This is a genomic window from Ciceribacter ferrooxidans, assembly GCF_004137355.1.
In the GTDB taxonomy this organism is placed as follows: domain Bacteria; phylum Pseudomonadota; class Alphaproteobacteria; order Rhizobiales; family Rhizobiaceae; genus Allorhizobium; species Allorhizobium ferrooxidans.
Map to the genome: position 1 here is coordinate 1 of NZ_SDVB01000094.1, position 22,526 is coordinate 22,526.

The window sequence follows — 22,526 nt, forward strand, 5'->3', positions numbered from 1 at the left end:
GGCACCCTCTTCCGAAATGAAGCTGACCCGCATGAAGAACTTGCCGGTGTCGAGATCGTCGAACTGCGAGGAGTCGACGATGTTGCAGCCCTTTCCGGCAAGATAGCCCGATATCGCCGCGACAATGCCGCGGGTCGACTTGCACGAAACCGTCAGGACAAAATTCATTTCGCTCATTCCTTCACCCGCGACATCGACAATGCGACCCCGAAGCGGGCCTCGGGGTCCATTTGCTCGCTTCTAGACGGGATCATTCATATGTCGAGGGTCGTCTCGTGCTCCCACGACGTGAACTGGGAGCAATAGGCATTCCATTCGCCGCGCTTCATCTTGATATAGGCAGCCGAAAACTCCGCGCCGAGCGCCTCCTGCAGGGCCGCGTCCTTCTCGTACTCGCGAAGCGCGTCGAGCAGGTTGAGCGGAAGCCTCGGAGCATCCTTCACCGTGTGTCCGTCGCGATACATGTCGATGTCGTAGTGCGGCCCGGGGTCGGCATTGCCGCGCATGCCGGAAAGTCCGGCCGCGATGATGATCGCCTGCAGCAGATAGGGGTTGACCGCGCCGTCCGGCAGGCGAAGCTCGAAACGGCCCGGTCCCGGCACGCGCACCATATGGGTGCGGTTGTTGCCGGTCCACGTAACGGTATCCGGCGCCCAGGTCGCGCCCGAAACGGTGCGGGGCGCATTGATGCGCTTATAGGAGTTGACGGTCGGGTTGGTGACCGCGGCGAGTGCTGCGGCGTGCCGCATGATGCCGCCGAGAAAGGTCTTGCCCTGCGCAGACAAACCGAAAGGCATGTCGGCATCGGCAAAGGCGTTCACCTTTCCGTCCAGATCCCAGACGGAAATATGCGCGTGGCAGCCGTTGCCCGTAAGTCCCTTGAACGGCTTCGGCATGAAGGTCGCGCGCAACCCGTGCTTCTCGGCGACGGACTTGACCATGAATTTGAAGAAAGAGTGCTTGTCGGCGGTATTGAGGGCGTCGTCATATTCCCAGTTCATCTCGAACTGGCCGTTCGCGTCCTCATGGTCGTTCTGGTACGGCTTCCAGCCGAGTTCGAGCATGTAGTCGCAGATTTCGGCGATCACGTCATAGCGGCGCATGAGGGCCTGCTGGTCGTAGCAGGGCTTCTCGGCCGCATCGAACGGGTCGGATATCGCCGAGCCCTCTGCCGAAATCAGAAAAAATTCGGGTTCCACGCCCGTCTTGACGCGCAGGCCCTGTTTGGCCGCCTCGCCCACCAGCTTCTTGAGCACGACGCGCGGCGCCTGGGCCACTGGCTTCTCGTCCATGGCGCAGTCGGCGGCGACCCATGCCACCTCCTTCTTCCAGGGAAGCTGGATGACGGAGGAGGGATCCGGCATGGCGAAAAGATCGGGGTGCGCGGGCGTCAGGTCGAGCCAAGTCGCAAAGCCGGCGAAGCCTGCGCCGCCCTCCTGCATCTCGGCGATCGCCTCGGTCGGCACGAGCTTGGCACGCTGGACGCCGAACAGGTCTGTGTAGCTGATCATAAAGTATCGGATGCCCCGCTCCGCAGCGAAGCTTGCAAGATCCTGTGTCACGTCGTTCCCCTGTTTTTATGGATTGAGACACATTCGTTGAAAGAAGAATGGCCGCATCCGTGGGAGTCGGATGCGGCCATTCGGGTTTTAGAAACCGCCCTTGCCCGGGTACCAGTTCGTTCCGGCAAGCGGCACCTGCGCCATGGCGGCCGCTTCCATCGTCAGGGCGACGAGATCTTCCGGTTCCAGGTTGTGGACATGGTTCTTGCCGCAGGCGCGGGCGATCGTCTGGGCTTCGAGGGTCATCACCTTGAGGTAGTTTGCCAGTCTTCGGCCGGCGACCACCGGGTCCAGGCGGTGCATCAGGTCCGGATCCTGCGTCGTGATGCCGGCCGGGTCCTTGCCTTCGTGCCAGTCGTCATAGGCGCCGGCGGTGGTACCGAGCTTCTGATATTCCTCTTCCCACTTCGGATCGTTGTCGCCGATCGCAACCAGCGCCGCCGTGCCGATCGCAACGGCGTCGGCACCGAGGGCGAGCGCCTTGGCGACATCGGCGCCTGAACGGATGCCCCCCGAGACAATCAATTGAACCTTGCGGTGCATGCCGAGATCCTGCAGCGCCTGAACCGCCGGGCGGATGCAGGCGAGCGTCGGCATGCCGACATGTTCGATGAAGACGTCCTGCGTTGCGGCCGTACCGCCCTGCATGCCGTCGAGCACCACGACGTCGGCGCCCGCCTTCACCGCGAGCGCCGTATCGTAATAGGGGCGCGCGCCGCCGACCTTCACATAGATCGGCTTTTCCCAGTCGGTGATCTCGCGAAGTTCGAGGATCTTGATTTCCAGATCGTCGGGACCGGTCCAGTCCGGATGGCGGCAGGCGGACCGCTGATCGATGCCTTTCGGCAGGTTGCGCATGTTGGCGACACGGTCGGAAATCTTCTGGCCGAGCAGCATGCCGCCGCCGCCCGGCTTGGCGCCCTGCCCGACCACGACCTCGATCGCGTCGGCGCGGCGCAGATCCTTCGGGTTCATGCCGTACCGCGACGGCAAGTATTGATAGACGAGCGTCTGCGAATGGCCGCGCTCCTCGTCGGTCATGCCGCCGTCGCCGGTGGTCGTCGAGGTCCCCGCCGCGGTCGCACCCCGCCCCAGTGCTTCCTTGGCGTTGCCGGAAAGCGCACCGAAGCTCATGCCGGCGATGGTGATCGGGATCTTCAGCTCGATTGGCTTCCTGGCGAAGCGCGTGCCGAGCACGACGGAGGTATCGCAACGCTCGCGATATCCCTCCAGCGGGTAGCGGGAGATGGACGCTCCGAGGAAGAGAAGATCGTCGAAGTGTGGCACCTTGCGTTTTGTGCCGCCTCCACGAATGTCATAGATGCCGGTGGCGGCGGCGCGGCGGATCTCGGCCAGCGTATAGTCGTCGAAGGTGGCGGATTTGCGCGGCGGCGTATGGGGATTGTGATAGCTCATTTGTCTTGCCCTTCGCCGGATCAGTACGCGTCAGCGTTGTCGATGTTGAAATTGTAGAGCTTGCGGGCAGAGCCGTAGCGTTTGAACTCCTCCGGCTTGACGCCGGTGACGCCAGCTTTTTCCAGGAGTTCCGCCAGCGCTTCGAGATGCTCGGAACGCATCTCCTTCTCGATGCAATCGGCGCCGAGGCTCTTGACGTTGCCACGCACGAAGAGCTTCGCCTCGTAGAGGCTGTCGCCCAGCGCATCGCCGGCATCGCCACAGACCACCAGATGACCCGACTGCGCCATGAAGGCCGACATGTGTCCGATATTGCCGTGCACGACGATATCGATCCCCTTCATGGAGATGCCGCAGCGCGAGGCTGCATTGCCCTTGATGATGAGAAGACCGCCACGGCCGGTCGCACCGGCATATTGCGAGGCGTCGCCCTCGATGACGACGGTTCCCGACATCATGTTTTCGGCGACGCCCGGGCCGGCCGAACCATGGACGGTGACCGCACCGCCGTCATTCATGCCGGCGCAGTAGTATCCGACCGAGCCCTTCACCTCGACGGTGACGGGAGCATCGATGCCGACGGCAACCGCGTGGCTGCCGCGCGGATTGACCACCTCGAAAACGTCGTCGTTGGCGCCTGCACCGAGGTTGCGCAGTGCTTGATTGAGCTCCCGGAGCGGCTGGATGGAGAGATCGAACGTGGGCATCATGTTTCCTCGATTGGTCAGGCAGCCTGGCTGTGATCCCAGAAGTAGACGGTCGCCGGCTCCGGCTCCCAGACGCGGGCGTTCTCGATGCCCGGAAGATTGACGAGAGCCCGGTATTCGGAGCCGAAGGCAACGTACTGGTCGGTCTCGGCCATGACCGCGGGCTTGCAGGCGATCGGATCCCGCACCACGCCGAAGCCCGATCTGGTGCCGACGACGAAAGTGAAGAAGCCGTCGAGGTCGTCGAGCGCGCTGGTCAGCGCCTCTCCGAGGTCCTTGCCACCGGCCATCTCGGCCGTGAGGTAGGCGGCAGCGACCTCGGAGTCGTTCTGCGTCTCGAAGGTCATGCCGACCCTTGTCAGTTCACGGCGCAGGTTGTTGTGGTTGGAAAGCGAGCCATTGTGCACGAGACACTGGTCGGCTCCGGTGGAAAAGGGATGGGCACCGAGCGTCGTTACAGCGCTTTCCGTCGCCATGCGGGTGTGCCCGATGCCGTGAGTGCCACCCATGGAGCGCACGTCGAAACGCGCAACGACATCCTTCGGAAGACCCGTTTCCTTGTAGATCTCGACGCTTTCGCCCGCTCCCATCACGCGAACCGCGGGGCGAACCGACGCAAGCACGCCGCGGATGTCGGCAAGCCTCTCCGCCGGTATGTCGATGACAGCGTGGGTACTCTTGACCTGGACCTTTGCCGAGACGCCGGCCGTCACCAGGCCCTTTTCGAGTCCGGCGAAGTCGACCGCCGGGTCGGCTGACTGTACGGTTACCTTCGCCCGGCCGGGCTCGACCGTTCCGTAGATCGCGATACCGGCGGAATCGGGACCGCGATCGGTCATCGTGATCAACATGTCCGACAGCAGCGCACCCAGCTGCGGTTCGAGACCCGGATCCTTCAGGAACAGTCCAACAATGCCGCACATGACGACTACCTCTCCGTTCAGGTTACGGAGGTAGAGCTATCACACGGCTATTCGAACATCAACACACAGGAATATTTTTTTCCTTACATTAAACTTATCCTTCCGACCCGGGTCGGTTCTGCGGGTAGGAAATGATCGACAGATAGCGCGCCGGCAATGTCACGAGTTCTTCGGGTCCGTGCGGTGCGTCGGCATCGAAGAACAGGCTGTCGCCCGGCTGCATCCGGTAGAGCTGCTCCCCGTGGCGATAGACGACCTCGCCTTCCAGCATGTAGAGAAACTCCATGCCTTCGTGCTGGAAAGTCGGAAAGACATCCGAATCCTTGGTCAGCGTGATCAGATAGGGTTCGACCATGACCCCACTGGTATTGTTCTCGATGTGGCCGAGGAGACTGTATTGGTGGCCGGCGCGGGTGCCGCGGCGCTCCATGTTGACCCCCTCGCCTGCCTTGACGAAGGTCGCGCTGCGGGGTTCCTCGAAGCGGCGAAAGAAGGCGGTGATCGGCACGCCGAGCGCCCGCGACAGGGTCTGCAGCGTCGTCAGCGAAGGCGACGTGTTGCCGGTCTCGATCTTCGACAACATGCCGATCGACATGCCCGTCGATGCCGCGAGATCGGCAACGGTAATGCCGAGCTTCTTGCGAAAGGTCCGGACCTCATGGCCGATGGCCATTTCGAGGTTGTTTTCCCGCGGCTCGCGAACCGCATGGGGATCCTGCGAAAGGACGCGCTTATCTTCTCTCGTCATGCATCTTCCTCCGCTTGTCCTCTGTCTGGCAGGATAGCGTATCTTGAACTTTATGAACGTTCCGCCGCAAGGCAGCCGGCGTGGTGCCGAATAATATCTTGAACGCGTTGGAGAAATGGCCGGCGCTCGAAAAACCCGAGGCAAACGCCACCTCCAAGATGGACAAGGGGCTCTGTTCAACGAGCCGACGCGCATGGGTCAGCCGGATCCGGCGATAGGTGTCCAGAAAACCTTCTTCCATGTGCGCGGCAAACAACCGGTCGAGGTGGCGCACGCTCGTTCCGGCAAAACGCGCCATGGCGGCCCGGCCGAGCGGCTGTTCGATGCTCGCCTCCATCTTCTCCAGGACGGCGAGCAGAACCGGATGATGGGTCCCGAACCGCTCGGCGGACGAACCGCGCTGGGGCGCTTCCGGCTCCGCGACGGCCGTGTGCAGGTACCAGTCGGAAACGCGGCGGGCGAAATGGGACCCCATGCGCTCGCCGATCAGGGCGTGCATCATGTCGAGGGGTGCAATCCCGCCGGCGCAGGTGATCCGGTCTCCATCAATGACGTAGCGCGCATGGCGGGGGGTGAGATGGCCGAAAGCCTCACGCAGCACCGGCGCGTGTTCCCAGTGGATGGTGAAGTCGCGATTGTCGAGCAGGCCGGCCGCCGCCAGCACGTAGGCACCGCTCGAAATGCCGCCGACACGGATGCCCAGACGGGGCAAGCGTCTCAGCCTTCCGAAGTCCGCCTCAGACAGCGCCCAGTCCCGGGGACCACCACCGGCAACGACGAAGACCATGTTGCAGGTCCCGCCGGCCTTCTCGAGAGGTTGACACTCGAAAGCCGTCCCCGACGAACTCGTCACCGGTCGCCCGTCCATGGACAGCGCCACGACCTCGTAAAGATCGACGCCACTGATCAGGTTCGCCGCACGCAAGGGCTCCGTCGCCGAGGCGAAAGACATCAGCGCAAAATTCGGGATGAGGAGAAAGCCGATCCTCTGACTGCCGCGCGGTTCGGAATGAGCCATGGCCCGTTCCTACATCATTATGTCCCCATGACGCAATGCGACCCGGCGCGCCCGGTCTAAGCTCCCGTCACATCGGAAGGATTCTAGACGCCATGCGCTATTCAGCTTTCTCAATTCTGCTCAACGGATTGCGCGGCAATGCATCGTGGAAGCCGGCCTGGCGGGAGCCGGCGCCCAAGCCGCATTACGATGTCGTGATCGTCGGCGGTGGCGGTCACGGCCTGGCGACGGCCTATTACCTTGCGAAGGCCTTCGGCATCCGCAACGTCGCGGTTCTCGAGAAGAGTTATGTCGGCTCGGGCAATGTCGGTCGCAACACGACGATCATCCGGTCGAACTACCTGCTGCCGGGCAACAACCCGTTCTACGAGCTGTCGATGAAGCTGTGGGAGGGCCTGGAACAGGACTTCAACTTCAATGCCATGGTCTCGCAGCGCGGCGTGTTGAACCTCTGCCATTCCGACGCACAGCGTGACGCCTATACCCGGCGCGGCAACGCCATGCGCCTGCACGGGGTGGATGCGGACCTGCTCGACAGGGCGCAAGTGCGGACAATGCTGCCCTTCCTCGATTTCGACAACGCCCGCTTCCCGATAAAGGGCGGCCTCCTACAGCGCCGCGGCGGCACGGTGCGGCACGACGGCGTCGCCTGGGGTTACGCACGCGGCGCCGACGCCATGGGTGTCGACATCATCCAGAATTGCGAGGTGACCGCGATCCGCCGCGACAACGGCAAGGTGACGGGGGTCGAGACCTCCAGGGGTTTCATCGGCTGCGGCAAGCTCGCGGTGGCGGTCGCCGGCAATTCCTCCCGCGTTGCCGAGATGGTGGACATGAAGCTGCCGATCGAGAGCCATGTCCTCCAGGCCTTCGTGTCGGAGGGACTGAAACCCTTCATCGATTGCGTCGTCACCTTCGGCGCGGGCCATTTCTACGTCTCGCAGTCGGACAAGGGCGGCCTCGTCTTCGGCGGCGACATCGACGGCTACAATTCCTATGCCCAGCGCGGCAATCTTGCGACCGTGGAACATGTGGTCGAAGCCGGCAAGGCGATGATCCCGGCCCTTTCCCGCGTGCGGGTGCTTCGCGCCTGGGGCGGCATCATGGACATGAGTATGGACGGCACGCCGATCATCGACCGCACGCCCATCGACAACCTCTATCTCAATGCCGGCTGGTGCTACGGCGGTTTCAAGGCGACGCCTGGCTCCGGCTTCTGCTTCGCCCATCTGATCGCGAAAGACGAGCCACACCAAGTGACGCGCGAGATGCGTCTCGATCGCTTCGCGCGCGGCTACCTCGTCGACGAGAAGGGCCAGGGCGCCCAGCCGAACCTCCACTGATTTTCCGGGAGAACGACGATGGCAAGCCTCATCCCCTGCCCCCACTGCGGCCAGAGACCGAAGGAAGAATTCACGGTGAAGGGCGCCGCGCTCGCCCGCCCCACTCCGGATGCGAGCGCCGACGCATGGTTCGACTACGTCTATCTCCGGGAGAACCCGCGCGGCCGTTATGACGAATATTGGCACCATACGTCCGGCTGCCGGCGCTGGCTGGTCGTGACCCGCGACACCGCCACCCACGAGATCGAAGGTGCGCGAGACGCGGCCTCAAGGAAGGAAGCCGCCGAATGACCTCCTATCGTCTCGCCGAAGGCGGTCTCGTCGACCGGTCCAGGCCACTCTCGTTCACCGTCGACGATAAACCTTATATCGGGTTCGAAGGTGACAGCCTCGCCTCGGCGCTGCTCGCCAACGGTCGAATGTTGATGGGGCGCTCGTTCAAGTATCATCGTCCGCGCGGGGTCTTGACGGCAGGAGCCGCCGAACCCAACGCGCTGATGACCATCGGAGAGGGTGGCCGCACCGAGCCCAACACCCGCGCCACCATGCAGGAACTCTACCAGGGTCTTGTCGCACAGAGCCAGAACCGCTGGCCCTCGCTCGATTTCGACATCGGCTCTTTCAACAGCCTGCTATCACCCTTCCTCTCCGCCGGGTTCTACTACAAGACCTTCATGTGGCCGGCAGCGCTCTGGGAAAGGCTCTACGAGCCCTTCATCCGCAAGGCCGCCGGGCTCGGCAAGGCCAGCTACGAGACCGATCCCGGCCTCTATGAGAAACAGTGGGCCCATTGCGACCTGCTCGTCATCGGCGGCGGCGTGACCGGCCTCGCGGCGGCGCTGACCGCCGGCCGTGCCGGTGCCCGCGTGATCCTTCTCGACGAGAACGCCCGCATCGGCGGCGGCCTGCTGGCCGAAACCGCGACGATCGGCGGAACGCCGGCGTCCGACTTCGTCTCCACGACGCTCGCCGAACTGGAAAGCCTGTCCAATGTCGTCGTGCTTGCCCGGACGACAGCCTTCGGCTGGTACGACGGCAATGTCTTCGGCGCGGTCGAGCGTGTGCAGAAGCACGTCGCCGACCCGAAGCCCAATCTCCCGGTCGAGCGGCTGTGGCGCATCGTGGCAAAGGAGGCGATCCTTGCTACCGGCGCGGAAGAGCGGCCGCTCGTTTTCGGCGGCAACGACACTCCCGGCGTCATGATGGCGGGCGCCGTCCGTACCTATCTCAACCGCTACGGTGTCGCGCCGGGCCGGAGGGTCGCAATCTTCACGACCAACGACAGCGGCTATGCCCTGGCACGGGATCTCGAAGCGGCAGGCGTCACGCTCGCCGCCATCATCGACAGCCGCACCGTCGGGGCAGCGTCGGACACCTATTCCGGCCCGGCCCGCGTCGTGCACGGCGGTTACGTTTCGGATACGCGAGGCGGCAAGGCGCTCTCCTCCATCACCGTCTTCAAAGACGGTCGAATGGAAAAGCTCTCCGTCGACGCACTCGCGATGTCCGGCGGCTTCAGTCCGGTCATTCATCTCGCCTGCCAGCGCGGCGGCAAACCGGAATGGTCGGATGAGAATGGTGCCTTCGTCGTCAGGGAAGATCGCAGAGGTCTCGCGCTCGCCGGCGCCGCGGCGGCGGTCACCGGCCTTTCCGCCTGCCTCGCCTCCGGCGCGGCCAAGGCGACCGCCCTCCTCGCCGGCCTCGGCTTCAAAGTGGAGGCGGCCGAGTTCGGCGCTGTCGAGGGAGATATCGTCGCCCCCGCGACGAAACCCGTCTGGTCGGTTCCCGGCATCAAGGGCAAGGCCTTCGTCGATTACCAGAACGACGTTCACCGCAGGGACATTGCTCTCGCCCTCCGCGAGGGCTACGGGCATGTCGAGCTTGCCAAGCGCTACACGACCAACGGCATGGCGACCGACCAGGGCAAGCTCTCCAATGTGAACGCCATCGGCCTTCTCGCCGAGGCGCGCGGCATTTCTCCGGGTGATGTCGGTACCACGACCTTCCGTCCCTTTTATACGCCGGTGTCCTTCGGGGCACTTGCCGGCACATCGCACGGAAGGCATTTCCAGCCGGTACGCCGGTCGCCGCTGCATGACTGGGCGAGGAAGAACGATGCGCAATTCGTCGAGACCGGCCTCTGGTACCGATCGAGCTGGTTCCCGCGCGCCGGCGAGACGACGTGGCGCGAAAGCGTCGACCGCGAGGTGAAGACCGTACGATCCAATGCAGGGCTCTGTGACGTCTCGATGCTCGGCAAGATCGAGATCACAGGCAACGATGCCGCGGAGTTCCTGAACCGCATCTATTCCAATTCCGTTCTGAACCTGTCCGTCGGCAGGGCGCGCTACGGTCTGATGCTGCGCGAGGACGGCTTCATCTACGATGACGGCACAGTGAGCCGGCTCGAGAAAGGTCGCTTCCTTGTGACGACGACCACCGCCTATGCCGCGGGCGTGATGAACCATCTCGAATTCTGCGCCCAGGTGCTGTGGCCGGAGCTCGACGTCCGGCTCGCCTCCGTCACCGACCAGTGGGCGCAAATGTCGATCGCCGGACCGAGGTCACGCCTCATCCTTCAGTCGATCGTCGACGAGGATATTTCCAACGATGCCTTCCCCTTCTTGGCTGTCCGGGAAGTCTCCCTCTTCGGCGGCAGGCTTTCCGGCCGTCTCTTCCGCATCTCGTTTTCGGGCGAGCTGGCCTACGAGCTGGCGGTACCGGCCGGCTATGGCGAGAGCACCGCAGACGCTCTGATGGAAGCGGGCAAGGAACACGGTATCTGTGCGTACGGCGTCGAAGCGCTCGGCGTGCTCCGCATCGAGAAGGGGCACGTCACCCACAACGAGATCAATGGCACGGTCGTGCCTGCCGACCTCGGTTTCGGCAAGATGGTCTCGGCCGCCAAGGACGATTTCATCGGCAAGCACATGCTCGGGCGCGAGGGGCTGAACGATCCGGACCGGCCACAACTGGTGGGCGTCAAGCCGCTCGACCCCGCCACCACTTTCCGCAGCGGCTCGCACATCCTCAAAAAGGGCGCCGCCGCCATCCTGGAAAACGACCAGGGCTATGTCAGTTCCAGCTGCTTCTCGCCCCATGTCGGCTCGACCATCGGCCTTGCCCTCGTCAAGCACGGCGCCTCGCGCCACGGCGAGGAGGTTCTCGTCTGGAATGGACTGGGCGACGAATACACCCCCGCCCGCCTTTGTGATCCAGTCTTCTTCGATCCGACCAACGAGCGCTTGAAAGTCTGAGGTTCCGATGCGCGATTTCCCGCTCCATTATCGCAGCGCACTTGGCGGCAAGCCGACCCCGAGACGCAGGGGCATGACGCTCCGGGTTCTCCCTGAAGGCTGCGTCCTGCACATCCTCGGCAAGGCTTCTGACGGCGACATCTCCGCCGCGATCAGAGCGGCTCTCAGCAGTCAAGCCCATGCCGTGCGCTTCGTGGCACCGGGCCAGTGGTTCGTGGTTGGCGACAGACCGCTTTCAACGGCCGACCTCTCCGAAGTCCTCGCAACGCTCGCTCCGTTCGGCGACGTCGTCGAGCAGAGTCACGGCCGCGCACGCATCGAGATCGCCGGCGAAAATGCGACCGCCGTCCTCGCCAAGGGCACCGCGGTGGATCTCTCGCTCACCGCCTTCCCGATCGGCAACGCGACATCCACGCTCGTCGGCCACATCAATGCCCACCTGACACGCACGGGCGCAGACGCCTTCGAAGTCCTGGTACTGCGCAGCTTCGCGGAAAGCCTCTGGGAACAGCTCGAAGCGATGAGCGCCGAGTTCAGCTAAGTCGACCCGACATCGGTTTGCACCGGCGACGTCCTCGTGCCGTCAGACTTCCCCGTCCTCGATCAGGTCCTCACCGTCCTGGGCGTCCATGCCTCGATCGGTGTCAACCTCCGCATACCGGTTGAGAAGTCCGGCATCTTCGAGTGCCTCCATATCGGGCAGGTCCCGCAGCGTCTCAAAGCCGAAGGCCGAGAGAAAATGCTTGGTCGTCACATAGGTGTAAGGAGCGCCGGGCGTGGGACTTCGCGGGCCGGAAGCGAGAAAGCCCGCCGTTTTCAGGCTGGCGATCGTATCCCGGGAGATCTCCTTGCCGAAGATCTTCGACAGCTCACCGCGCGTTACCGGCTGGAAGTAGCCGACTGCCATGATCACCGCCGCCTCATGCTGGGAGAGCGCGGCGCTGGCGGAACGGGTAGGAACGGCCGCAGCGCGGATCGCCGGCCCATAGCTCACCCTCGTACGGTGTTGGAAACCGCCGGCAACGGATACGATCTCATACGGTCGATCACGCAATTCCTCGCGAAGGTCGTCGATCAGGAGGTCGACGCTGCACTCATCGCCGACCACGCGCGCAAGCGTCTCGCGACTGACCGGCTCGGTGGAAGCGAAGATGACAGCCTCAACCCGCATCATCCATTCGCGCCATCGCGCCGCAGGCGTGGCATGCGTGAGCTCGCGGTCGAAGGGGCCCGCGTCGCCGCTCTTGCGCCGGCTGGTCGTCCGTTCGGCTGTTGTCGCGTCGGCCATCGTCACAACCCGTAGATCCGGAAGGTCGGACGACCGGAAAGCTCCCGGATGGCTCCAAACGCCTCAAGCCTTTCGAAGAGCCGACGGCCTGCCCAACGGGAGAGCCCCGTGCCCGGCAGCGAGGCTGCGATGGCATCGTCCGAAAGCAGTCTCTCAACGACGCCGTCCCGACCCTTCGTCCGAAGCTTCGGTGCTGCATCGATCAGGTTGCCGGCTCGGCGTTCGATCTCCGTTGCAAGCCGCAGCGCATCCGATACCTGCAAGGCAAGCGCCAGACAGACGGCACGGGCGAAACCCTCGTCACCTGCGCGGAGCCGGCCGTTGCCACTCGCGGTCCGGAACGCCGCCCCGTAGCGTGCCTGTGTAAAGAGTGGAATCGGCAGTCCCAGATGGACGAGCCGCGCAAGCATCCAGTCCGCCAGCCACCATGCCAGCACCTCGGCATCCGGCCGCATCGCGACGACTCGCTCAACGAGTTCGGCGATGACAAACGGCACGGCACGACGCGAGTGCAACAGGTCGTCGACGAGACCCGGAACGCCGGCGAGCGCCTCGTCCCAGCGAATGGCGAGAAGATCCGCGACTTCCCGGATCAGCACATCGGTCATCACGGGTTTGCGTGATGCCAGTCTCCTGTAGGCGACAAGGACTCGTCCCGCCGGCCCGGGATCTCCCCCTGGAGGGCAGAGAAACACCGCATCGCGGAGTGCCGCTTCGTCTTCCTTCCCGCCCGTCAGGCGGACGGCTGCCTGCGCCGAGGCGAGCGCCAGCCGTTTGCGCCAACATCCGGCCCAGACGGGCGGTTCGCGGACACGGTCGTAAAGTGTCGTCAGTGCCGAGCCGGCCATGAAGGCTGCATCCGCCTCGCTATCGACGGTCCCGCGCGTCTGTGCCCATGCCGGCACGACGGCAGCGCGAGAGGAAGTATTGATCGACGAATCAGCGAGCGAATCCATGGAACGCAGCATAGCTCAAATGCGCGCTTTTAAACACCACTTCCGCTAAAAGCGCACAGCTTGCCGGCACCTATTTACGAACGATAATCTGGTGTCGTTACTTGTACGTCCGTCATGCCGGATATATCGTCATGGCAACGGAGACCGATGACAGCAGAAATGCCTGACAAAGACACCAGCGCTAAGAAACATAGGCCAACCGAGCACGCAGGTCTACGGAATGCCTCGGCATTTGATCCGAATGCGACCTCACGGCCAACAGGGTCGGCTGCCACGCCGAGCGACCTCGGCGATCAGACGTCCGCCCACACGCGTCGCGCCTACGCATCCGACTGGAAGCATTTTGCCGCGTGGTGTCGCCGGGAGGGCCTCTCTCCCCTGCCCGTCGATCCGCAGGTGGTCGGCAGCTACATCCGCGCCTGCGCTTCCGGCGCTGGGCGCACAGACGGCAGGCCCAATTCGATTTCGACGATCGAGCGGAGGCTCTCCTCGCTTTCATGGAACTACGCGCGACGCGGGTTCGCGCTTGCCCGCCAGGATCAGGTGATCACCGAGGCGCTCGCCGATGCCCGCCGCGGCACCGGTTCATCCGCGCCTCGCAAACAGGCACTGGCGCCGGCCGATCTTGCATTGATGTTGGAGACGCTCGACCGCGGAAGCCTCAAAGGACTGCGCGACAGAGCGATCCTGCTCCTCGGCTTTGCCGGTCGGCTCACTCGGAGCGAGATCACCGGGCTGGATGCCGGACCGGACGAGAGCGATGACGCCCGTGGTTGGATCGCTTTTGGCCGCCGCGGGCTGGTGGTTAGCTTGTCCGGCAGAACCGGCCAGCGCGAAGTAGAGATCGCGCGACAGCCGAACGAGTTGTCCTGTGCCGTGGCAGCCCTCGAGGCCTGGATCCGGCTCGGCAGGATCACGAAGGGACCAGTTTTCCGCCGCGTTCTCCGTGGCGGCAAGACAGTCGGCAAGGCTCGCCTGCACGACCAGGAGGTCGCACGCCTTGTCAAACGCGCCGCGTCGGCCGCGGGCTTGCGAGGCAATCGTGCAGAAGCACCAACGGCCGACCCGTTTTCGAGTCGCTCGCTACACGTGAGGGGGACGTCCGCAGGCAGCTGACGACGACCGCATATTGGCCATGCTTATGCCGAACTGATCTGCCACCAGCGACGCGACGGTCACCACCCCTCTCGTCGGAACGTGGCAGCGGCGGAGATTTGTCGCTGATGTCGAAGGTCGGTGAGGCAGACTGTGACGGTTCACACCAGCAATCGTAAACCCTTTTGGGGTATAGGAGATCGCTTCGTCCAAACGAAGCGTCAATGAAGGAATGGCCATGTCCAACGTCATCGAGTTCAAGCGACCGCCGAAGCCGAAGGAAAAGAAGAAGCTGCAGCCGTTTGCCCGGCGGGCCTTGTTGTTTGTCGGCGTCTGTCTCGCCTTTGCTCTCATCTGGGCGTACTACGCCTATCTCGCCTGATGGTGCGATCGGTGGTCGCAGTCGTCGAAAGCCCTTCCCTGCTCTTGCCGGACACCCCATCTACGCGGATGGTAGCGCTTGCAAGTCTTGCAGCTGGCCAATAGCTTCTCATCTGTTCCTCAAGCCCGCCGCAGTTCAACTCCATGCAAGCCTACATAAGAAGTCTCGCCGATCGTCACCGGACCGAAGCCAGTGATCGCCATCTCGCCTTCTACCTGACCTTTGTTGCGGGCGCGGCCAATGCCGGCGGCTTCATGGCAGTCCAACAATACACGTCGCACATGTCCGGCATGGTTTCGTCGATGGCCGACAACCTCGTTCTCGGAAACGTAGGGCTATTTCTCGGCGGCGTCTTCGCGCTCCTGGCCTTCATTTTCGGCGCCGCTACGTCGGCAATCCTGATCAACTGGGCAAAGCGCAGGGATCTTCACTCCCAGTATGCCTTGCCACTCGCCTTCGAAGCTGTGGCCATGGCGGCCTTCGGGCTTTCAGGTCTGCTGGACGGCGTTCTGACAGCCGTTACCGTCGCCCTCCTCTGCTTCATCATGGGTCTGCAGAATGCCATGATCACCAAGCTCTCCGGCGCGCGTATCCGAACAACCCACGTGACCGGTCTCGTCACGGACGTCGGGATCGAAATCGGCAAGCTCTTCTATCGAAACAGCCCGGCGGTCCTTGGTCGTCCACCGGTGATGGCAGACCGCGACAAACTTGGCCTGCTTTCCACCCTGATCAGCCTCTTCTTCATCGGCGGCATCTGCGGCGCGGTGCTCTTCAAGACGTTCGGCATTCCTGCGGCGATGGTTCTCGCGTTGCCGCTCATGCTCTTTGCCGCCTTTCCGCTGGTCAGCGATCTGCAATCGATTCGACAACGCTGGACCTGACCCTTTCGTTTGGTTGTCTCGCAACAGCGACGTGCGACTCGCCGTGCAATTGAGCATCACCCCTCGCCTTCATAAGTGCTGAGAGCATCGGGCCGAGCGAAAAGACGCCACGACGCGCTTTCGCTGTCAGGTCTCTCAGATAGCCGCCGGCGGTATTGATATGCCCGGCGCGTTCGAGGATACAGGCCATGACGGTTGCCGCATTCTCGTGCCCCATAGCCTCGCAGGCTTCCTGATAGGCCGAGGGACTGACGCCGAGCATGGATCGTACAACAATCGCTGCTGAGATCAGATCCCGCCAGCTGCCGATCGTGCCTCCCGGACCGTACATCGTGATATCGGGGCAGGCCCTGAGCACCAGACTGAGAGGAAAGATGGTCTGGCGAGTTCGAAGCTCGGTCAAGTGACTTGGCGATTTTTCTCCAGGCAGCGCTTCCGGAGCCCGTTCAGATTCATTGATGGAATCGGATTCTGGATTCTCTATGTGGTGCTCATTCTGGTGGTCATTGGTGCTCGAATTTTCGGAATTCAGATGGATTTCCAGCAGTTTGACGAGATAGATGCGAAATTCGTCGAGAGCATGGACCGTGGCCTCGAGTTCCGGAGCGGAGGAAGCACGTCCGATCACGGTGGAGAGTTCCAGAAAACGCTGTTCGAGTGTTTGCCAATCAGCGGGAGGTCCAGCGGCAATGGCGGCGGACATCAGTTTGGCGATGTCCCTGCGTGCGAGCGAGAACCGCTCCCGAAGGAGACGGAGGCGCTGGCGATCCGCGACCACGCGCTGGGCCATTTGCGCGAACTCCTCGGCCCTGGCGACGAGCGGCGCGAGGCTGAAGCCATAGGCCTGCTCGATTGCACCGCTTCTGTCCTTTCGGGCGAAGCGCTTTCCGTTCGGGCTGTCCTTGCGGATGACGATCCCTGCATCGACAAGGGCAGCGAGATGCCGGCGCAGCGTGGAACCGGCGATACCGTGGGCTCTGATGCTCAGCTGGGCATTCGAAGGAAAGACGACGAGGCGTCCGCCCTCGCTGAGCTGTTGCTCGGGGTAAAAGGAAAGCAGCGCATGGAGCACCGCGAGCGCTCTGTCGCCGAGGCCCAGCAAGGCGCGTGCCTCGCTGATATCACGAAAGACATGCCACTTGTCGACTGCGTTGGGGTTTGAGGATCTTGCTATGTCGAGCTGACCTTTGAGCAAGGCGAGCGTCATCGGCCGCCGCCCGAAAGGCGTCGTCACACTTCCACGTTCCATTTCTTTCACCTTTGATCAGGCAAAAGACGTCCGCTCACCAAAATCGGTGCCAAAGACTCTTGACTATGAATCGTGGAAATGAGAATCTCAGCTTGCTACACCTGAGAAGGGCTTCCACGACGGCAACGTTTGGGGGCCTTTTTCTTTTGCGCGCTAATCTCCTTCGTTCGTCATTTCGTCCATGAACTCGGCATAGAGCCGGTCCAGGTTATCGGACAGGTACTTGCCGAAGCGCGAGGCGTTCTTCGCCTTCATCGCGAGCGTGAACGCCTTGCCGGTATTCGATATCTGCGCAGAAACACCCTTGTCGGACGGCTGCCAGAGCAGCTTCGCGGCGGGCATCTCCATCTTCCTGACGGCCTTGCCTGAGCGATTGAGGGTCGAAAACAGGGCGTTGAACCGTTCATCACTTTCAAGCTTCGCGAAGTCTGCGTCCTGCGTCAGGGCTTGCACCTTCTCGCCGTTCGATGCCTTTCCAACCAGAAGCGAGAGTTCGACCCAGCGTTCGCGTCCAACGGACGGGGCAGGGCCGATACGCTCGACAACATCGGCCGGGATGCGATCGGTGACAGACATCATCTTCGATACCGTCGCCTGATTGGCCGCCAGCGCCGAGCAGATGACGTTCCGGTCGTAGCCGAGATCGAAGAGGCGGCGCGCAAAGAGCGCACGCTCGATGAACGTCAAATTCGCGCGAGCCGAGTTTTCCTGACCTTGGGCGATGACATGGGACTTGTCGTCCAGTTGCTTGATGACGGCCCTGACGGGACGGCCGAGCTCGCGGGCTGCGCGCACACGACGGTGGCCGAAGACCACCTGGTAGTGACCGGAGAGAGTAGGGTGCGGTCGCAGAAGAACAGGCGTATCCTGCCCCCGCTCCGCAATCGCCTGCTTCAGTTCCTCGAACTGTTCGGACGCATCCTCGAGGCGATCGGAGACGAAGGATCCCTCGATCAGCTTGGGATCGATCTCGACAACGGCTTCCCCTTCCAGGAACTTGTCGGCCTGTTTTGCCAACTCGTCCAGCGACCGGATCATGTTCTTGGAAGCACCGCGCATGGGGTAGGCGGTGCTGGCAGATTGCGGGCTTGGTGTGCTCTCGGGCGCAACCAGTCCAGCCAAAAGATTCTTGCGTGCCATCTATTGTCTCCGCTTCTCGCGCATCAGTCTGAAAACAAACGCGAAAACCTCGTTTTTGTCAGCTGACAACTCAGCGCCCCCACGATTTGTGGATCAGTTCGCAGATTTCACTGTTCACCCCTTCGAGCGATTCCATCGCCCTTTCATAGGTGGAACGGGTCATCTGATTCTTGTCGATTTCGTAGAGCGTCTGCTTGGTGATCCCTGCGTCGGACACCGCCGTGGACTTCAGCATATGGTTCTTCAGCACATACTGGTGGAAGAGGGTCTGCATGAATCCGACCATCTGTGCCTGTGGAACATCCATCGGCTCATAGCGGGTGATCAGGTAGCGGTACCATTCGAGGTTGACCTCGGCGCCGGCGTCGCGGATCGGCTTCAGGATTCCACCGAGCATCAGCAGAAACTGTCCCATCGACATGACGTCGAGCATCTGCGGATGAATGGTGATCAGAACGCTCGTGGCGGCCGTGAGTGCGGTGATCGTCAGATAGCCGAGTTGAGGCGGGCAATCGATGACGACGACATCGTAGCGGTCGTCGACTTCCGACAGCGCCCGCGAGATACGCGTAAAGAAGGTCTTTCCCTCGTTCGACGAACGGTTCGACATCGCAAGCGGCGTATCGTACTCAAACTCCTGCAGTTCGAGATTGGCCGGCACGATATCCAGACCCGGGAAATTGGTCGGCTGGATGATCTCGGCAATCGAGCGCTTTTCTCCGTCGTAGCGGATCGCCTCGTAAAGTGAGGGCATCTGGTCGAGTTCGGGCTGGAAGCCATGGAGCGAAGAGAGCGATGCCTGTGGGTCGAGGTCGACCGCGAGCACGCGGTGGCCGGTCAGTGCGAGATACTGCGCTAGGTGTGCGGCTGTCGTCGTCTTGCCCGAACCGCCCTTGAAGTTGACGACCGCGATCACTTGCAGCCGTTCTCCTGTGCGGCGATGCGGGACGTAGTTCTTGGATTCCGACCGTCCGTGTTGATCGAGATAGTAGCGGAGCTCCATCATCTGCTCGGCCGTATAAGAACGGCGCCCTGAAGACGATGTCTGGGGGAGGGGGCCTTTGCCCTCCAGGTGGAGCTTCTTCAGCGTACTCTGCGAGACGCCGATATAGTTGGCGACCTCTGCGAGCGAAAACGAGCGGAGGTTCTTGCGCGCGTTAGGCGGGAAACGCTGCACACTGAGCAGGTGCAGTTTCTTGGAGATCAGGTCGCCCTGTTCGAGGATGAGATCCTCGAAGTGCAGGGAGTCGTCGACAGCCAATGAAGGGTTGGTGCTCATTATGCGCTTGCTCTCAAATAACGGTATTCAGGCAATTCGTGCCTCGTAACCGTTATTATCCGCGATTCTCTGCTAGAGACAAGGCAGGCCGCAATATGAACCGGTCGGCGCAATTGCCAACACGGCGGGGCGGCGATGCGAAGACGACGGATTGTGCATGTGTTTCCGCCGCTTATGAGAATAACTCGCCGGAGACGAGGCTCTATAGTCCGGCCGGTTTCCGACACCAGCCGGGCCCGCTCCTGCTGCAATATGATGGCCCAAGCGGACTGAACCGTTGCGACTCACCCGACTCATCCGGCGCGACTCGGTCAGCGGCTCACGCTCATTTTGGCGATTTGACCGCATTTTTCCAGCCGCGTTGCCGGCCCTGTTCTGCAAGGATAAGGGAGGATTCCCCGGCACCGTTCAGCGGCGCCCGTGCTCCAAGCAGGTTCTGGGTGGCGCTGGTTCACCGAGTGAGCAAGCCCATCGGCAATCTCGCTCGGCCGCCGCGACGATGCTCGTCGGGATGTGAAGGATCGGGTTCCATTCGATGTGCTCAGCGTGAGCCTGCTCCGGGAAAAGCGAGGCCGAGGCTTATCTGCTCTTGCGGTGGCACGCGAAAAGAAGGATGATTTCATGGCTTGCAGCGGGCTGCGATGAGAGGGACCTAGGTTGGTCTTGGCGCTGACAGGCGAATTCCCCGCGCAGGACACATTATCGTTCGTTATTCATGAACGACGGGCCGTGCGGTTTCCCCGATATTTCGACAATCAACCGCACAGGCTGCGCCAGGCCGCAGCCCAAACGGTATCCGCGGGCACACGCGACGTTGTCGCTCAGCAAAGGGGCACGACTTCGATAATCAGCCGGCACCACGCAGCGTCAGCCAACGCCGGTCGGCGGGGGGCAAGGCGTCATATGTCATGAGCCCGCCGCCTCCAATCATCGACCACCCGGCCAGCACGCGTACGGGGAGGCGTTCACACTCGATCGGCAGGTCTCCTGGCAGCCGGGTCTTCGGGCCTGTTATTCCGGCTTGCGCGCGGTAGTCCGTTTCGACCCGGCGTTCGCTCTGCCGGCACCGAGTGTCAGCAATGCGCGACGGAACTCCGGTTCGCTCAGCACCACCTCGCCGGCGCCAAGCGTGCTCGCATGGTTCAGCGCGCGGGAGGTTAGGGTCTGGGCCGTTTCGACCGCGTGGGTCAGGGCGAACCCACGCGCCAGTCCCGCCACGATCAGGCCGGCGAAGAGGTCGCCGGTACCGGGTAATGCGACGGGCAGATGTACCGTCGGGTGACGGCTGATGCCGCCGGGGCCGAGGATGACGCTTTCGATATGGCCGTCGGGCGTGTCCTCCAGAGCGCAGCCGGTGGCGATCAGCGTGGCCTCAGTCGTAATCTCCAGAGCCTGCCTTGCGGTTTCAAGATCCGCGAGTGTCTCGATCTCTCGGCCGGTCAGCCAGGTAAGTTCGAATGGGTTTGGCGTTGCGATGTCGGCCATCGGCAGCAGTCGCTCGCGCATTACGTCGGCAATGGCCTCGGGTACATAGAGTCCAGGTCCGGCATCGCCCATTACCGGGTCGCAAAGATAGATGAGTTCGGGGTTCGCCGCCTTCGCATCGGCCACGAAATCCGCCACCATGAGCGCGACGTCCAGCGAGCCGATGTAGCCGGTCAGGATGAATGCCGCCCGCTCCGGCAGGCTCCGCTCCCGTGCGCCTTGCAACAGGTCGGAAAAGAATTCGGGTGGCAGGGCACGACCGCGGAGCGTCGGATAGTCCGGGGTGTTCGAGAAGACCACGGTGGGGATTGATGCCACCTCCAGCCCCGCCGCCTGCATCGGAAGCAGTGCGGCGGAATTGCCGACATGGCCGAAGACCACCTGGCTTTGGATCGAGATCACGAAAGGGGGGCGGGTCATGCGGTACCATCCAGTCTGTTGCTCCAGTCCTCGACCCGGCCGCTCTCCAGCCGTCGGACCGCATATTTGCGCCAGCCTTCGGCCAGCACGTCGAGCGCGGCGATGCCCGCCAGTTCGTGCAGGTTGAGCCGGTCGACATAGAGCGCGTGCCAGAGCCGATGCAGGGTCCATGCGGGGGCGACGCGTTCGATGAGCTCCAGTCGGTCCCCGGACGTCACGGTCCCCGGTTGCAGGACCCGGTAATACCAGCCGGTGCGGCCGGTCTGTTGCACCCGGCGAGCCATGTCCGGCACGTCGAACCGGCGGTTGAGTTTCCAGCAGGGTTGCCGCCCCTGGGATACCTGCAGGATCGCGGAGCCGAGCCGGAATATGTCACCCACGGCGACGGTGATCTCGGTCAGGCCGGTCACCGAAATGTTCTCCCCAAAGCCGCCGGGCGTGAGCAGAGGGGGCAGAGGCCCCAGTTCGTCCTGCCACACGGCATAGTGATCGAACGGATAGTGATGCAACGCCTTTTCGACGCCGCCGTGCACGCGGCGGTCCACCTGTTCGTCGCCTTCGAGCCCTTCCCGGCCGAGGGCCAGCGGCCGGTCCACGGGGATCTTGACGATCCCGCTCGAGGCATCGCTGCGGGGCAGGGGGCTCGCGCGGCCGGTCAGAAGCGTGATCCTCGTCAAGCCGGCAGCTCCCGCAACCACGCACTGAGCATGGACTGTCCGGCGACCCGCAGGGCGGGGCCGTGCTCCTCGGCGGCACGCCGCAGGTCTTCCGGGGCGATGCCCGCCTGTGCAAGTTCTACGGCGTGACCGATCAGCCAGCGTTCGAAGGCGGGCAGTTCCCCCGCTTCGGCATGAAATTGCAGCCCCAGCACGGCCCGCCCCACTGCGAAGGCTTGCGTGGCGCAGGCCGAGGTCGTCGCGAGGTTTTCGGCCATGGCGGGTGTCTCGAAGGCCTCGCCGTGCCAATGCAGGACCGGCACACCCTCAAGCGCCGTGAGCGGCCCGCAGCGTCCTGCCTCCGTGAGTGTCAGCGGAGCGAAGCCGATCTCCTTCCTGGACATAGGTGCAACCTCTGCACCGAGCGCTGCTGCCATAAGCTGCGCTCCAAGGCAGATGCCGAGCGTCGGTCGACGGGCGGCGAGGCGCGGTGCGAGCCACTCGCGCTCTGCCGCTATTGATGGGTAGGATCGCCCGTCATTCACGCCGATCGGACCGCCCAGAACCACCACCAGATCAAAGCTCAGAGGATCGGGCAACGGGTCGATGCCGGCTTCGATCAGGATAAGCCGATAGCCTTCTCCTTCCAGAACAGAGGCAAGGCTGCCGAGGTCTTCAAAGGTCAGGTGGCGCAGGATAAGGGCGGATTTCGACACGG

General features: G+C 63.0%; 22 protein-coding genes. 7 read left to right on the plus strand and 15 right to left on the minus strand.

All coding sequences use genetic code 11. The features are described from left to right. From EUU22_RS02090 to EUU22_RS02120, 7 genes are all read right to left on the minus strand, one after another. Nucleotides 1–168 (minus strand): ACT domain-containing protein (locus tag EUU22_RS02090; RefSeq protein ID WP_342635399.1); only part of this gene is annotated, 168 nt, incomplete at its 3' end. An 86-nt stretch (nucleotides 169–254) separates the two neighbouring features. Next, complete coding sequence (gene glnT / locus EUU22_RS02095; RefSeq protein ID WP_129330458.1) at nucleotides 255–1,562, minus strand: type III glutamate--ammonia ligase; 1,308 nt, start codon at nucleotides 1,560–1,562, stop codon at nucleotides 255–257. A gap of 87 nt (nucleotides 1,563–1,649) precedes the next feature. Continuing rightward, nucleotides 1,650–2,978 (minus strand): FMN-binding glutamate synthase family protein, encoded by a 1,329-nt coding sequence (locus EUU22_RS02100; RefSeq protein WP_129330459.1) that lies wholly within the window; start codon nucleotides 2,976–2,978, stop codon nucleotides 1,650–1,652. Between the two features lie 20 nt (nucleotides 2,979–2,998). Further along, on the minus strand, nucleotides 2,999–3,685 hold the full coding sequence (locus EUU22_RS02105; RefSeq protein WP_129330460.1) for a GltB/FmdC/FwdC-like GXGXG domain-containing protein: 687 nt from the start codon (nucleotides 3,683–3,685) through the stop codon (nucleotides 2,999–3,001). 17 nt (nucleotides 3,686–3,702) lie between these two features. Further along, nucleotides 3,703–4,608 (minus strand): class II glutamine amidotransferase, encoded by a 906-nt coding sequence (locus EUU22_RS02110; protein ID WP_112691801.1) that lies wholly within the window; start codon nucleotides 4,606–4,608, stop codon nucleotides 3,703–3,705. A gap of 94 nt (nucleotides 4,609–4,702) precedes the next feature. Beyond that, nucleotides 4,703–5,356 (minus strand): helix-turn-helix domain-containing protein, encoded by a 654-nt coding sequence (locus tag EUU22_RS02115; RefSeq protein WP_129330461.1) that lies wholly within the window; start codon nucleotides 5,354–5,356, stop codon nucleotides 4,703–4,705. Further along, complete coding sequence (locus EUU22_RS02120) at nucleotides 5,340–6,374, minus strand: GlxA family transcriptional regulator (RefSeq protein WP_129330462.1); 1,035 nt, start codon at nucleotides 6,372–6,374, stop codon at nucleotides 5,340–5,342. The genes EUU22_RS02115 and EUU22_RS02120 overlap by 17 nt, the downstream gene beginning before the upstream one ends. A 92-nt stretch (nucleotides 6,375–6,466) precedes the next feature. On the opposite strand from EUU22_RS02120, the gene EUU22_RS02125 reads away from it, so the two are divergent. The 4 genes from EUU22_RS02125 to EUU22_RS02140 are packed head-to-tail and all read left to right on the plus strand — an operon-like array spanning nucleotide 6,467 to nucleotide 11,515. Beyond that, on the plus strand, nucleotides 6,467–7,717 hold the full coding sequence (locus EUU22_RS02125) for a sarcosine oxidase subunit beta family protein (protein ID WP_129330463.1): 1,251 nt from the start codon (nucleotides 6,467–6,469) through the stop codon (nucleotides 7,715–7,717). An 18-nt stretch (nucleotides 7,718–7,735) separates the two neighbouring features. Beyond that, complete coding sequence (locus EUU22_RS02130) at nucleotides 7,736–8,008, plus strand: sarcosine oxidase subunit delta (protein WP_112691797.1); 273 nt, start codon at nucleotides 7,736–7,738, stop codon at nucleotides 8,006–8,008. Further along, a complete protein-coding gene (locus EUU22_RS02135) occupies nucleotides 8,005–10,974 on the plus strand; it encodes a sarcosine oxidase subunit alpha (protein ID WP_129330464.1) in 2,970 nt (989 codons plus the stop codon). The genes EUU22_RS02130 and EUU22_RS02135 overlap by 4 nt, the downstream gene beginning before the upstream one ends. Before the next feature lie 7 nt (nucleotides 10,975–10,981). Beyond that, the gene (locus EUU22_RS02140) at nucleotides 10,982–11,515 is read left to right on the plus strand and encodes a sarcosine oxidase subunit gamma family protein (protein ID WP_129330465.1); all 534 of its coding nucleotides are present in this window, start codon (nucleotides 10,982–10,984) and stop codon (nucleotides 11,513–11,515) included. A gap of 42 nt (nucleotides 11,516–11,557) precedes the next feature. Here the strand turns inward: EUU22_RS02140 and scpB are convergent, their stop codons facing one another. Together scpB and EUU22_RS02150 are read right to left on the minus strand one after the other, a co-directional pair. Continuing rightward, nucleotides 11,558–12,262 (minus strand): SMC-Scp complex subunit ScpB, encoded by a 705-nt coding sequence (scpB, locus tag EUU22_RS02145; RefSeq protein WP_129330466.1) that lies wholly within the window; start codon nucleotides 12,260–12,262, stop codon nucleotides 11,558–11,560. A gap of 2 nt (nucleotides 12,263–12,264) precedes the next feature. Then, nucleotides 12,265–13,218: a DUF1403 family protein gene (locus tag EUU22_RS02150; protein WP_245484883.1), complete on the minus strand. Its 954-nt coding sequence runs from the start codon at nucleotides 13,216–13,218 to the stop codon at nucleotides 12,265–12,267. A gap of 159 nt (nucleotides 13,219–13,377) precedes the next feature. On the opposite strand from EUU22_RS02150, the gene EUU22_RS02155 reads away from it, so the two are divergent. The 3 genes from EUU22_RS02155 to EUU22_RS02160 all read left to right on the plus strand — a co-directional run bounded on the left by EUU22_RS02155 (nucleotide 13,378) and on the right by EUU22_RS02160 (nucleotide 15,579). Next, on the plus strand, nucleotides 13,378–14,334 hold the full coding sequence (locus EUU22_RS02155; protein ID WP_245484884.1) for a site-specific integrase: 957 nt from the start codon (nucleotides 13,378–13,380) through the stop codon (nucleotides 14,332–14,334). A 217-nt stretch (nucleotides 14,335–14,551) separates the two neighbouring features. Further along, a complete protein-coding gene (locus tag EUU22_RS25140) occupies nucleotides 14,552–14,695 on the plus strand; it encodes a hypothetical protein (RefSeq protein WP_162699155.1) in 144 nt (47 codons plus the stop codon). 143 nt (nucleotides 14,696–14,838) lie between these two features. After that, on the plus strand, nucleotides 14,839–15,579 hold the full coding sequence (locus EUU22_RS02160; RefSeq protein WP_129330469.1) for a YoaK family protein: 741 nt from the start codon (nucleotides 14,839–14,841) through the stop codon (nucleotides 15,577–15,579). On the opposite strand, the gene repC is transcribed toward EUU22_RS02160, so the two are convergent. The 6 genes from repC to EUU22_RS02190 form a co-directional block, all read right to left on the minus strand. Then, the gene (repC, locus tag EUU22_RS02165; RefSeq protein WP_129330476.1) at nucleotides 15,542–16,828 is read right to left on the minus strand and encodes a plasmid replication protein RepC; all 1,287 of its coding nucleotides are present in this window, start codon (nucleotides 16,826–16,828) and stop codon (nucleotides 15,542–15,544) included. The two genes, EUU22_RS02160 and repC, sit on opposite strands and share 38 nt — an antisense overlap. Before the next feature lie 153 nt (nucleotides 16,829–16,981). Further along, nucleotides 16,982–17,968: a plasmid partitioning protein RepB gene (gene repB / locus EUU22_RS02170; protein ID WP_129330470.1), complete on the minus strand. Its 987-nt coding sequence runs from the start codon at nucleotides 17,966–17,968 to the stop codon at nucleotides 16,982–16,984. Between the two features lie 70 nt (nucleotides 17,969–18,038). Next, nucleotides 18,039–19,247, minus strand: a complete 1,209-nt coding sequence (repA, locus tag EUU22_RS02175; RefSeq protein WP_112691788.1) for a plasmid partitioning protein RepA — start codon at nucleotides 19,245–19,247, stop codon at nucleotides 18,039–18,041. 1,011 nt (nucleotides 19,248–20,258) lie between these two features. Further along, on the minus strand, nucleotides 20,259–21,152 hold the full coding sequence (gene pdxY / locus EUU22_RS02180) for a pyridoxal kinase (protein WP_129330471.1): 894 nt from the start codon (nucleotides 21,150–21,152) through the stop codon (nucleotides 20,259–20,261). Beyond that, nucleotides 21,149–21,829 carry an MOSC domain-containing protein gene (locus EUU22_RS02185; RefSeq protein WP_129330472.1) on the minus strand — a complete coding sequence of 227 codons (681 nt, stop codon included), beginning with the start codon at nucleotides 21,827–21,829 and terminating at the stop codon, nucleotides 21,149–21,151. The genes pdxY and EUU22_RS02185 overlap by 4 nt, the downstream gene beginning before the upstream one ends. Further along, on the minus strand, nucleotides 21,826–22,524 hold the full coding sequence (locus EUU22_RS02190) for a glutamine amidotransferase (protein ID WP_205687823.1): 699 nt from the start codon (nucleotides 22,522–22,524) through the stop codon (nucleotides 21,826–21,828). Before EUU22_RS02190 ends, EUU22_RS02185 begins: the two co-directional genes overlap by 4 nt. Nucleotides 22,525–22,526: the final 2 nt, after the last annotated feature.